Raw genomic sequence first — 13276 nt, 5'->3', positions numbered from 1 at the left:
ACTTGAAGCGCGATTATTTATAGTGCCCCTCGAATATATGGATAAGCTAAATTCAACATAATCGCTTGTGCTTTGGCATTCGGATGAACCTGATCGTTTTGCATTAAACTTTTATTGCCAGCAACACCCTCTAAAAAGAAGGGCAGTAGCTTAATACGATATTGCTGACTGACAACTTTATAATTATTTTCAAAAGCGGTGCTATATGCCGTTCCGTAATTTGGTGGTATTTTCATACCAAACAGTAAAACTGTGGCTTTTTGTTTTTGACTGAGTTGTACCAACTGAGCTAGGTTCTTCTGAATCATTTGTGGTGGTTGACCACGTAATCCATCATTTCCGCCCAGTTCAATGACCACAACCTCAGGTTTATAGGTCTGCAATAGTTTAGGTAATCTTGCCAGTGCGCCACTGGTGGTTTCTCCACTGACACTTGCATTGACCACCTTATGCTGTTTCGGATACTGTTGGTCTAAACGTTGCTGTAATAAATGAACCCAACCTTGTTTGGCCTCAATACCATAACCTGCGCTCAGGCTATCACCCAGAATCAAAATCGTCTTTGCCGAAACCAGCGTTGGTAGCAAAGCTATCAGCATTGTGGCAAGCAGTTTAGATATAGATAAGATCACTTTAGGTGTTTGCATAACTGTTAAAATTTGTTCTATAGGATACGTGACATCATGCCACAACCGATTATTTCTGCCCGAAAAGTTACACAAAATATTCAAATTAATCAGCAAACTTTAACCATTTTAAAAGAGATTGATTTAGACATTTATCAGGGTGAGCAAATTGCCATTACAGGTCGTTCAGGTTCAGGAAAATCAACTCTATTGGGGATCTTAGCTACTCTAGATCGACCAAGTTTGGGCGAGTTGTGGGTCTGTGAACAGGCGGTACATGCTTTAACTGAAGAACAACGAGCGCAAGTTCGGTTGGAAAATATTGGTTTTGTATTTCAGTCATTTCAGCTTTTACCACAGCTCAGTGCTCTAGAAAATGTCATGTTGCCATTACGTTTACAACCCGATTTTAATTTCAAACAAGCGGAACAAAAAGCCTTGGCGTGGTTAGAGCGTGTAGGCTTAATTCGTCAGGCGCAACAAACACCCAAAGTCTTGTCAGGTGGAGAACAACAACGCGTGGCAATTGCACGTGCATTGATCGCTGAACCTAAAATCATTTTCGCCGATGAGCCGACAGGAAATCTGGATGGACAAACAGCAGAAGAGATTGAGCAGCTTCTATTTGATTTAAACAAAGAGCTAGGCACGACTTTAGTGCTGGTGACGCATGACCAAAATCTAGCTGCATTGTGCCAACGTCATGTACGACTTGTGGATGGTCAAATTCAAGAAATTGTGAAAGCTGAAGACGAGAGCACTGAGGAAAGGGTATGAATTCGATTGTAAAACCCTTACTCCTGCAAAGCTTTCGTACGGGTGGATTATATTTATTGATTATTGCGCTATCCCTCGCGATTAGTGCAACCACCGCTTTAAAGTTTAGTAATACTCAAGTCCAAAATGCCGTTACCTTGCAAGCAGCGGAAATGCTCGGCGCAGATTTGGTACTGTCCGATCATGAGCCGATTCAATCCAACTGGCTGCAGCATGCCGAAAAACTGAATTTACAACAGGCCTTTGTGACCATATTTGGCTCGATGGCACATACTCAAGATCAGTTTGTCATGGTCAATGTCAAAGCTGTAGACGAGCAGTTCCCATTACGAGGGAAATTAGAGATCTCACCTCAGACCGAATCCATTCAGCCAGGACAAGTTTGGTTAAGTCCACGAGCAATGGATTTATTGCATACGCAGCTTGGTGATCAGGTTGCAATTGCGGACGGTGAATTTACGGTCACAGGGGTGATTGAGCATGATTCAAATCAAGAACTTGGTTTTTCAGGTTTTTCACCTACCGTCATCATTCATCGTGCAGATATTGCAAAAACCAATGCAGTTCAAATCGGTAGTCGTATTGAATATCGCTTGTTAATGGCAGGTTTGCCTGAACACGTGAATGCCTTTCAACAGATATTCAAACAAGACACTGGTCATGAGCAACCCTTCAATCAGGCGATAGATCAACAGATCGAAAATACTGAACAAACCACATTAAAACTACGTGATGCCAGTCAATCCAATACGCGATTGATGAAACCCATTGAAAATCTAGATACTTTTTTACAGCTCGCCAATTTATTGACCATTTTACTCTGCGGTATTGCGATTGCATTAACCAGTCAACGTTATGTGCAACAAAACCAAGATCATATTGCATTGATGCGTTGTTTGGGCGCGAGTAAATGGCAAATCTTGGTGGCGTATTTGGTCTTACTTGGTATTGTCAGTGCTTTGTCGATTGTGATTGGAAGTTTAATGGGGATTGCTTTGGGCTATGGCCTATTGCAATTGATGTTGCAGCTTATTCCACAATTACAACTGAGCTTTGCAATGGGTGATTTACTCTTGGCATTGCCTATTGCAATTTTTACTAGTGTGATGGTACTGATCGGTTTTATCTTGCCGAGTATTTGGGAGTTGCTGAATACCCCACCTATTCGAGTGATACGCCAACAAGAGCGTTCGCGTAAATCTCATATTGCCATGTTTGCAGTAGGTGTTGCCAGTTTAGTAATTTTTAGTTTGGTCTTGAGTGATAACATCCAGTTAAGCTTGTTGGTGTTAACTGCAATTTTAGTGCTTTGTGCCGTTCTGTATGTGCTGATTTGGTTATTACTCAAAGCAATTAAACAACTGAAACACCCTTTATCGGCTTATGTCCGCATACCACATCAAACCGCATTACAAATTACTGCATTGGCTTTAGGTTTGAGTTTGATTACGGTGCTGAGCGTTTTGCGAACTGATTTACTCGAACGTTGGCAGCAGCAATTGCCAGAGGGAACACCCAATCAATTTGTCTATGGTTTGCCTCCTTTTGATATGCCACAGCTTAAGCAACAACTTGAACAAAATGAATGGCAATCAACCCCACTTTACCCGAATATTCGAGGACGCTTGATTGCCAAGAATGGTGAAGCATTTGCACCTGAATTGATTCAGCAAAATAACTCGTTGCGCCGTGAACTTAATTTGACTCAATCAACGCATTTTCCAACGGACAATGTCATTACAAAAGGGGCGACTGAATTTAGCCAAGTTGCTCAAGTTTCGGTGGAAGAAAAGTTAGCCAATGAGCTTGGTATTCACATTGGCGATCAACTTAGTTTTAGTCTACCAGAGGGCACTTTACAGGCAACAGTGATTAACTTGCGTACCGTTGAGTGGGAAAGTTTTAGTCCAAACTTCTTCTTTATTTTTTCCCCTGAAACGATGGATGAGAATGCGGGTAGTTACTTAGGCAGCTTTTATGTACCACCTGCTGAGCAGACAAAAATGGTGCAACTGATTCAACAATTTTCCAATACAGTATTTATCGATGTTGGACGGATTTTGGATGAAGTGAAACGTTTAATGAATGTATTGGTTCAGATCGTGACAGTACTGGCCATGCTCGTTGGGCTATCGGGGATATTGGTCTTGATCGCATGCTTGAATGTGTTGATGGATGAGCGTCGTAAAGAAGTGGCTTTATTACGTTCCTTTGGGATCGCCAAAAATAAATTAAAGCGGATGCTGAGTTTAGAAATTGGTTTTATTGGGTTGTTGGCAGGGATAGTGGCATGTCTTTTTGCCGAAGTCATCAGTGCGATAGCCAGTCATAAGATGCAAATGGCAGTGCAATGGCATCCTGAAATCTGGTTGATTTTACCGTTAACAATGATGTTGATTTGTACCTTGATTGGACGTTATCGTCTCAGCTATTTGTGTGATATTCCACCGTTGCAGAGCTTGAGGGAAATGAATCAGTCTTGAGATTTAATATGGTGAGATTTTAAATTGGAGTCTAATCATCATTTGTTATCGTGGGGCGGCATGGATGCCGCCCTGCATAGCTGATACCTAGATAAGTTCAGATAACATGTTGTTAATATAATTGATTCTGCATCAAAATCTCATGCCATAATGGATGAAGTTCGGTGCCTAATTGAGTACAGTAAAAATAAAATGCAGCTAGCAATAACGTAGCAATGATGATGGCTGTGACTTGGACGACATTTGTTTTTACGACTTTTTGACTGAAATACCAAGCGCCTGCGAGTAAGGCACCCATCATCATACCGCCAATATGTGCAGCATTATTGATGCCTGAAACGGTAAAGCCAAACACAAGGTTAATCCCCATAATAAAGAGTAAGGATTTTTTATCTAACAAAAATCGTTGTCTTGCTAAAGCTGGAAATAGTGAAATAACTGTGAGTGCCGCACCTAAGCCCATAACTGCACCTGATGCACCTGCACTGATTCGAGGTAATAGCTTTACATCAAAGTGTTGTAATAATTGATAAGCATCTAAAATACTGAGATAGCTGGAAAGTACACTGCCCATTAACCCAGCAAGAAAATACATGGCAACATAATAAGTCCGACCAAACAGTTGTTCGGCAATACTACCAAAAATGTATAATGCCCACATATTCAGCATCAAGTGAATCATGCCGAAATGAAAAAACATGCTGCTGAATAGTCGTTCGGGCTGACCTAAGAAGGTCAGTGGGGTGAAATCAGCACCCCAAGCAATTGCGTCGACGGGTGAAGGATCGGTAATATTCACACCTGAAAGAATTTGCCAGCTAAATAATCCGACATTGACGGCGATTAATAGCGCAGTAAACCACCATGTTTGTATCTGTAATTTTTGATTGATTTGTGGTGGAGTTGTTTCAGTCATATGCTTGGCGAGTCATTGAAATAAAAAATAGCTTAGCATGAATCAAGGTCTGTTGATATTTCATAGGCCTTATGCAGAAGGAGTGATGCACTTTAATGAAAGCCTTTTTAGCCCGTGTTGTGATGCTGGTCATCGGTGTAATTTTACTGATCCAGCTTTGGATTTTTAGTAGTTTGGTTTGGTGGCGGACTCATCCTGTCAATACAACCATGTTTATGCGTTTAGACTATTGGTCAGACTTGAAACCGATTCAGCATGACTGGCGCGATTATGATCAGATTAGCGATAACTTTAAACATGCTGTTTTAGCTGGAGAGGATGCTAAATTTATTCATCATCATGGTTTTGACTGGGCGGGCATTCAATTTGCCTTAGAACGAAATAATAAAAAGGGCGAGGTCGTTGCTGGCGGTTCAACCATTTCACAACAGTTGGCTAAAAACCTATTCTTGTATAACAAGCGTTCATTCATTCGGAAGGGACAAGAAGCAGCCGCGACATGGATGATGGAGCGGATGTGGTCAAAACGCCGAATTTTAGAAGTGTATATGAACTCGGTTGAATTTGGACAGAACATTTATGGCGTAGAGGCGGCAGCGCAGTTTTATTATGGTAAAAGTTCTAAAAGTTTAACGCGTGAGCAAGCGGCCTTTCTTGCTGCATTATTACCCAATCCTAAGTATTACCAAGACAATCGCAATGATCGAAAGCTGCAATATCGCAAAAGTGTGATCTTGAAATATATGAATGGGACACAAAAGCCTCAGTAAGATATTTAAATGAGAAAAAACGCAATATTTTTTGGCTTTTTTACCAAATTGAAATAATTTTGCAGCATACTTAAATTATCACTTGATGAATGATAATGCACAAGGTTCGGTATGAATACTGCAGTGACGACAACAGCGCCCATAGAATATAGTTACAACGATCGTTATATTAATCGAGAACTCTCTATTCTCGATTTCCATTTACGTGTGCTTGAACAGGCGGTTGATCCACTTCATCCATTACTGGAACGGATGAATTTCCTGCTGATTTTCTCACGTAATTTAGATGAGTTTTTTGAAATTCGCGTGGCAGGCGTGATGGAGCAATTGACTTTAGGCAATGAAAGCCGTACGCCTGATGGTCTTACCCCGAAGCAGGTGATGGAGCAAATTTCCATCACTGCACATGCTGCAATTGAACATCAATATCGTATTCTCAATGAAGAAATTTTACCGAAGTTGCGTGAAGAAGACATTTGCTTCCTCCGCCGTGGTGAATTAACACCTGCACAGTCTGCTTGGATTAAAAAATATTTCCAAGAACAAGTTGCCCCTGTTCTAACACCGATTAGTCTTGATCCAGCACATCCATTTCCACGTTTGGTGAACAAAAGCCTCAACTTTGTGGTGACCTTAGAAGGTAAAGATGCTTTTGGTCGTCAGATTGATTTGGCGGTGGTTCCTGCGCCACGTTCTTTGCCGCGTGTGGTACGTTTACCAGATGAACTCACAGATGGTAAAGAGCATCATGTGATGTTGTCTGCCATTATCCATGAGCATGTATCGGACTTGTTTCCTGGAATGACAGCAACAGGATGTTATCAATTTCGAGTCACGCGTAACGCTGACTTAGCATTGAACGAAGATGTTGAGGATTTGGCCAAAGCATTAAAAGGTGAGTTGAGTTCACGTCGTTTTGGGCGTGCGGTACGTTTGGAAGTCACACAGAATTGTCCAAAGCATATCTATGATTATTTATTAGCTGAGTTTGAGTTGGGTGAAGAGCAACTATATAAAGTTGATGGGCCTGTTAATTTAGCGCGTTTATTATCCAATTTTAAACGTCCGCATTTGCGTTATGACTCACATACTCCAGTTTTACCAAGAGTATTTAAGAAATCAGAAAACATTTTTGCAGCGATGCAAAAACAAGAGATTTTATTACATCATCCGTTTGAGTCTTTTGCACCTGTGATTCAACTATTACGAGAAGCGGCTCGTGATCCACAGGTGTTAGCGATTAAACAAACACTATATCGCAGTGGTGCAGATTCGGAAATTGTACAGGTACTTGCTGAAGCTGCGCGTAATGGCAAAGAAGTGACTGCGGTCATTGAACTGCGTGCACGCTTTGATGAAGAATCCAACATCGAAGTCGCCAATGTGTTGCAAGAAGCAGGCGCAGTGGTGGTCTATGGTATCGTGGGGTATAAAACCCATGCCAAGATGATTTTGGTAGTCCGTCGTGAAAACAATAAATTGGTTCGTTATGTGCATTTGGGCACAGGAAACTACCATGCAGGTAATGCTCGAATCTATACCGATTATGGACTCATGACCACCGATAAAGAACTCTGTGAAGATGTACATCGCGTGTTTCAAGAGTTGACGGGTATGGGCAAGATGGCAAAACTGAAAAAGTTACTGCATGCGCCGTTTACCTTACATGCACATTTGATTAACTTTATTGATGATGAAATTGCCAATGTGAAAGCGGGTAAATCCGCACAAATTATTATTAAAGTGAATGCCTTAACTGAAGTGCAGCTCATTAATAAATTGTATGAAGCATCGCAAGCAGGCGTACAAATTGATTTAATCATCCGTTCTATTTGCTGTTTGCGTCCAGGTTTGGCCAATTTGTCGGAAAACATCCGTGTTCGTTCAATTGTAGGACGCTTTTTGGAACATACCCGTGTGTATTATTTTAGCAATAATGGTAATCCACGTATTTATTGTTCGAGTGCAGATTGGATGGATCGCAACCTATTTAATCGTGTAGAAGCCTGTTTTCCAATTGAGGAACCGGCCTTGAAAAAACGAATTTATCAACAGGGTCTATTGAATTACCTCAAAGACAATCAACAAGCGTGGTTATTACAAGCGGATGGTCGTTGGCAACGTGCCACACCAGCAGAGGGTGAAGCACCTTATAATGCACAAAGAGAGTTGTTAGAACTGTTTAAATAAACAGGAATGAAAAATCGACCGATACAGGTCGATTTTTTTTATGACTATTTTTAACGTGTTGTGATTTCTACAATGAGCTGATTAACTAAATCCGCAGCTTCCAACTCTCGAATCTGTGAAACATTACTGCCTGCCCAAAATGCACCGTAACTAAAATCATCGTGTTGATTTGCGATTCCTATCAGTTGTTTGGCTAAATCATAACTATATGGGTACGCAGCAACAGTGGGGCGATGTGGTGTATCAACTTGGGTATGCCATGTTCCGAGCAAACCACGAGCAGGACGTCCTGATAAACTGGCACTGATTTGGGTAATCTTTTGATTGAATAAAGCTTTGCGATAGGCTGTGTTGGCGCTCGAACTTTTACATTGTACAAAGGCTGTGCCTAATTGTACCGCTACAGCACCCAGTTTAAACATGGTTTTTGCTTGATCACCATTCATGATGCCACCTGCTGCGATCACAGGACAGGTGCAATGTTTGCTGAGCAGTTGAACAAGGTCACTGGTCTTGATGGCAGCATCAAAATGTTGATTAAAAATACCGCGATGTCCACCCGCCTCAATGCCTTGCGCAATGATGAGATCAATGCCAGCAGCTTCAATTTCCTGTGCTTCTATCAGGTTGGTGGCTGAAACCATGGTGATAATTCCAGCGTTTTTGAGTGCTTGAATTTGATGTGGATGTGGAATTCCAAAATGAAAACTGACGGCTTTGGGTTTAGTTTCTAAGACGACATTGAGAAAATCATCATTTTCTAAAAAACTGGGATAGATGCAGTTCAATTGTGTTGGTGGAACAGCATCAAATTTCGCAAATTCAGGTCGTAAATATTCGATCCATTGTTTGGCGATTTCAGCATCGAGTGGTTGTGGTTGGTGGCAAAAGAAGTTGACCTGAAATGGACGATCAGTCAATTGTTGGGTTTTTAAAATTTGCTCTTTGGCTGATTCTGGGCTATTCGCACCGAGTCCTAATGAACCGAAAGCACCCTGATTGGAAACTTCAGCCGCGAGTGTTGGTGTAGAAACACCCGCCATAGGTGCAAGAAAAATAGGATGTTTTATTTCTAATAATTCTAAAATTGTCATGTTATTCACCTAATTGCTTTTGACTCAACATAGCTTAGATTTAAAAAAAATAGCAAATAATAGTGGTTATTTTATTGAAGAATGGAACGCGTAGTGGAGAAGTCCATAGGTGTTTGACCAATAGTCAGTCAAACACCCAGAAAAGAAATTATTGGTAAGCAAGCATCAATAAGCCTTTAAAGAGCCCAGCAATGATTGCTAAACCTAAAAAGCCGACGATCCATAAGCCAATAAACCATTTGATTTGCGAAAATTTCATTTCAATTCACCTCAATGATAGCCTTCGTCACCAATACGAACTTTGTCCCTAAAAATCCAGTAACCCCAAAAGGTGTAGACCAAGATAATTGGAATCATAATGGCCGCACCAACCAAGGAAAATAGTTGGCTATTTCTTGGTGCAGCAGCTTCCCATATCGTGACTGACGGCGGGATGATGTATGGCCAAAGACTGATGACAAAGCCTGAGTACGCAAGAAACATTAACATGAGGGTATAAACAAAAGGTTTGTATTCACTGCGTTTGATACACGCACGCCATGTTAAAAACGTAAATGCAATCACTAAAATTGGCACAGGGCTAAAATAAAGCAGTTGCGGTAAGGCAAACCATTTTTCAGCGATAGCGGGCTGGCTATAGGGGGTATACAGGCTGACGGCAGCGAAAATAGCCAATAGCGTAAAGATCAGTTTTGGCATCAGGTTGTACATTTTATTTTGCAATTCCTGATCCGTTTTCAGGATCAGCCAGCCACAACCTAAAGCGGCATACATTACCACCACGCCAAACCCAGTAAACAGTGCAAAAGGTGTTAGCCAATCTAAACCGCCACCGATGTATATGCCATTCTCCGTTTTTAAGCCCTGAATATAAGCACCTAAAATGACACCTTGAAAGAAGCTTGCCAGTGTTGAACCCCAGATAAATGCCATATCCCAAAGTGCTTTAGAACGATTGGCTTTAAAACGAAACTCAAATGCCACGCCTCTAAAGATCAAGGCGATGACCATTAAGGTAATTGGCATATATAGGGCAGATAAAACAGTGGCGTACACGATTGGAAAAGCAGCGAATAACCCCGCACCGCCTAATACCATCCATGTTTCGTTACCATCCCAAACAGGTGCAACGGTATTCATCATCACGTCTCGTTCTTGTTTTCCTTTTATAAAAGGGAACAAAATGCCGATACCGAGATCAAAACCATCGAGCACCACATAGATCAATACACCAAAGGCAATGATCATTGCCCAAATGAGAGAAATATCCAACATGTTATTCTCCTTTGCCTTGATCTTTGTTTTCAAGACTGTCATCAACAGCGCTTAAAGGACGCATTGGAGTTTTAAAATGTCCAACGCCTCCAGTCTCTGGTATTGGTGTATCGATAAACTGAGGACCTTTGTGCATTAGCTTGAGGATGTAGTAAATACCTGTACCAAAGACGATGGTATAGACCACTACAAAGATAATCAGCGTGAGTCCAACTTGCTCAGCAGAAACACTGGATAAGGCATCTTTAGTCCGTAAAACACCATAAACCACCCATGGTTGACGCCCTAATTCAGTGGTAAACCAGCCTGCCAATAAAGCGATGTAGCCCGTTGGTCCCATGATTAGAGCGAATTTATGAAACCATTTTTTCTCATAAATTTGATCTTTTCTACGTAGGATTAACCCGACAAGCGCCAATAAAACCATCAGTGTGCCGAGACCCACCATGATACGGAAACTCCAAAACACCAAGGTTGAGTTTGGTCGATCTTCAGGTGCAAACTCTTTTAAACCTTTGACTTCGCCATCGAGACTATGTGTAAGAATCAAGCTGCCCAAATAGGGGATACCCACTGCATATTTGGTGGTCTCTGCTTGCATATCAGGGATACCAAAAAGGTAAAGCGGCATAGGTTCATTGACATTGGTTTCCCAGTGTCCTTCCATCGCAGCGAGTTTTGCAGGTTGATATTTCAAAGTATTTAAACCGTGATGATCACCAATCACCACTTGTGCTGGTGCAGCAAATAAGATCATCCACATCGCCATTGAAAACGATTTTTTGACCAATGCATCACGGCGACCACGAAGTAAGTGCCAAGCAGCCGTAGCAGCCACAACTAATGCAGAAACAAGAAATGCAGCCACTGCCATGTGTGCAAAACGGTATGGGAATGACGGATTAAAGACAATCGCAAACCAATCTGTAGGAACGATGATGCCATTTTCAATCGCAAAGCCTTGCGGTGTTTGCATCCAGCTATTGGAGGATAATATCCAGAACATTGAGATACATGTACCGATGGCTACCATCAGCGTCGCAAAGAAATGCGCTTTTTCACTGACTCGCCCCCAGCCAAATAACATGATGCCGAGGAATCCAGCTTCGAGGAAAAAAGCCGAAAGCACTTCATAGGTCAGTAATGGCCCTGTGATACTTCCTGAAATACGGGAGAACTCACTCCAGTTGGTGCCAAACTGATAGCTCATCACCACACCTGAAACCACGCCCATACCAAAAGTGACGGCGAAGATTTTAAGCCAGTACTTATATAAATCTTTGTAAATTGGATCGTGGCTTTTTAGCCATTTCCATTCTAAAACCGCCAGGAAACAAGCCAGTCCAATAGAGGTAGCAGGAAAAATAATATGAAATGAAACAGTAAAAGCGAACTGGATACGTGCCAGTTCTAATGCAGTTAAACCTAAGTCCATAGCGAATTCTCCAGTACAGAGGGAGTCTGTTGAATATCATCTAAACACTGTATTTTTTTAGCGATGTATATCGCTGGCTCTTGCTGAACGATAGCAAAAGAGACTCGATAAAGCATATATAACTCACTTTCTCAATAAATAATTTTAGACAAACTAAATCACTGAAAAAGCAAGTGGTGGAGCACGACCTTGGGGCGTAAGAAATAGTCGTTGTAAAGAAAAGAAGAAGCTGATGAACACTTGTTGTAGATGCACATAACGCACCTGTAAGCGAACCAAAACTTCTTTAACACCTAATGTTGGAGGAACAACCAATTGTCCGTAGAAAAAACAGAATGGACATTGATGGTTAAAATCATGTTGATGTCCATGATTGGTTGAATTTGAAACGACCTGATCTGAGGCAATACTATGATGATGTTCAGCATGTGAGTGATGTGCATGCAGATCTTGCTGAGGTCTAAATTGGGATGACAAATGCAACACAGTCTCACATGCAGGAGAAATTTGATATTTCTCTGGCAATAGTGGCTGTAGAAAAACAGCAATCTGTAATGCAATTGTTGCAAATGCAAACAATATCCCAAGTCGATGTATCAAAACACTTCTCTACATTGGTCAGTTCAGAACTGCGAGAATCTAATTTAGTGGAATGTTCACACTAATTATGGATCATTCAGTTATCTCTGATCATACAACCAAACGATAAAAAAAGCTTTATTCCGCCGTAAATTAATTCTTATACATCCACTCGGATTTCGAAAAAGCAAGCATCTCTAAAGGGTCTGCACATTGAATAGAGAACCGACCCAACTAGAAAATAACATAGCGAGAATTCCCCACAGTGTAATGCGTAGGCTACTCTTGAGTATTGAGGTGTTGGCTATATATCCTGACATTGCACCCAATAACGCGAGAGATAAAATTCCAGTGAACATCACCGTCTGCGAAATATAGGTTTCAGCACTAAGCAATATCGCGAACATTGGAAGTGCTGCACCACAAGAAAAAGCGGCAGCAGATGAGAGCGCTGCTTGAATCGGATTGGCTGCTGTATTTTCATGAATGCCGATTTCATCTCTAGCGTGCGCGCCCAGAGCATCATGCGCAGTCAATTGTGTTGCAACTTCTAGAGCCAATGCTGGTGCTAATCCTCGAGTGATATAAATCTGTGTTAACTCATTTAATTCGGCTTCAGGATTCCTTTTTAATTCCTTAGCTTCAAATTTTAAGTCAGCTTTTTCAATATCTTCTTGTGATTTTACTGACACATATTCACCTGCCGCCATTGAGGTTGCACCAGCAATCAGTCCAGCGATACAGGTGACTAACAGCGTCTGAGCGTGCGCGCCACTGGCTGCCATGCCCATGACTAAACTGGTAACAGAAATAATCCCGTCATTTGCACCAAGTACTGCCGCACGAAGCCAGCCAGAACGTTGTATCGCATGAGGTTCAGCATGGTGTGAAAAAGTCATAATGTTCTCTATTTACATTTCATTTAATTTTGAATACAAAAAAACAGAGCATCAGCTCATTTTTGAGTTATAGATATTGATTTTTATCAATGATTCATCAACTTAACTTGCTTATAAAATAACTTATTTTAACCATTCGATAACGATGATTTAGTTATAATATGTGAATAACATAACATTATAAATTGAGTTGAATTGACCTTTCCTAACATTCTATATCGGTATTCTGAGT

11 protein-coding genes are annotated in these 13276 nt (G+C 41.2%); 4 read left to right on the top strand and 7 right to left on the bottom strand.

All coding sequences use genetic code 11. The features are described from left to right. Positions 1-17 precede the first annotated feature (17 nt). Positions 18-647, bottom strand: a complete 630-nt coding sequence (locus MMP72_RS10440) for an arylesterase (RefSeq protein WP_241317027.1) — start codon at positions 645-647, stop codon at positions 18-20. 36 nt (positions 648-683) lie between these two features. On the opposite strand from MMP72_RS10440, the gene MMP72_RS10435 reads away from it, so the two are divergent. Next, entirely contained in the window at positions 684-1403 is a 720-nt protein-coding gene (locus tag MMP72_RS10435) for an ABC transporter ATP-binding protein (protein ID WP_241317025.1), read from the top strand. Next, positions 1400-3886: an FtsX-like permease family protein gene (locus MMP72_RS10430; RefSeq protein WP_241317023.1), complete on the top strand. Its 2487-nt coding sequence runs from the start codon at positions 1400-1402 to the stop codon at positions 3884-3886. The genes MMP72_RS10435 and MMP72_RS10430 overlap by 4 nt, the downstream gene beginning before the upstream one ends. A 112-nt stretch (positions 3887-3998) precedes the next feature. Here MMP72_RS10430 and MMP72_RS10425 read toward each other — a convergent pair whose 3' ends face one another. Then, positions 3999-4802, bottom strand: coding sequence for a rhomboid family intramembrane serine protease (locus MMP72_RS10425; RefSeq protein WP_241317021.1), 804 nt, complete (start codon positions 4800-4802; stop codon positions 3999-4001). Between the two features lie 95 nt (positions 4803-4897). Here MMP72_RS10425 and mtgA point away from each other — a divergent pair, with 95 nt between their 5' ends. Then, the gene (gene mtgA, locus MMP72_RS10420) at positions 4898-5572 is read left to right on the top strand and encodes a monofunctional biosynthetic peptidoglycan transglycosylase (protein WP_241317019.1); all 675 of its coding nucleotides are present in this window, start codon (positions 4898-4900) and stop codon (positions 5570-5572) included. 111 nt (positions 5573-5683) lie between these two features. Continuing rightward, a complete protein-coding gene (ppk1, locus tag MMP72_RS10415; protein WP_241317017.1) occupies positions 5684-7762 on the top strand; it encodes a polyphosphate kinase 1 in 2079 nt (692 codons plus the stop codon). Positions 7763-7812: 50 nt separating this feature from the next. Here the strand turns inward: ppk1 and MMP72_RS10410 are convergent, their stop codons facing one another. From MMP72_RS10410 to MMP72_RS10390, 5 genes are all read right to left on the bottom strand, one after another. Further along, positions 7813-8856, bottom strand: a complete 1044-nt coding sequence (locus MMP72_RS10410) for a nitronate monooxygenase (protein WP_241317015.1) — start codon at positions 8854-8856, stop codon at positions 7813-7815. A gap of 270 nt (positions 8857-9126) precedes the next feature. Beyond that, on the bottom strand, positions 9127-10131 hold the full coding sequence (gene cydB / locus MMP72_RS10405; protein WP_241317013.1) for a cytochrome d ubiquinol oxidase subunit II: 1005 nt from the start codon (positions 10129-10131) through the stop codon (positions 9127-9129). Position 10132: 1 nt separating this feature from the next. Further along, a complete protein-coding gene (locus MMP72_RS10400) occupies positions 10133-11566 on the bottom strand; it encodes a cytochrome ubiquinol oxidase subunit I (protein ID WP_005197855.1) in 1434 nt (477 codons plus the stop codon). 153 nt (positions 11567-11719) lie between these two features. Further along, positions 11720-12166, bottom strand: a complete 447-nt coding sequence (locus tag MMP72_RS10395; protein ID WP_241317011.1) for a DUF2946 family protein — start codon at positions 12164-12166, stop codon at positions 11720-11722. Positions 12167-12342: 176 nt separating this feature from the next. Then, complete coding sequence (locus MMP72_RS10390) at positions 12343-13044, bottom strand: VIT family protein (protein ID WP_130161788.1); 702 nt, start codon at positions 13042-13044, stop codon at positions 12343-12345. Between the last annotated feature and the right edge of the window lie 232 nt (positions 13045-13276).

It is taken from the genome of Acinetobacter sp. NIPH 2699 (assembly GCF_022549355.1).
In the GTDB taxonomy this organism is placed as follows: domain Bacteria; phylum Pseudomonadota; class Gammaproteobacteria; order Pseudomonadales; family Moraxellaceae; genus Acinetobacter.
The sequence above is the reverse complement of the archived record's forward strand: the minus strand, read 5'-3'. Positions and strand labels throughout refer to the sequence as shown.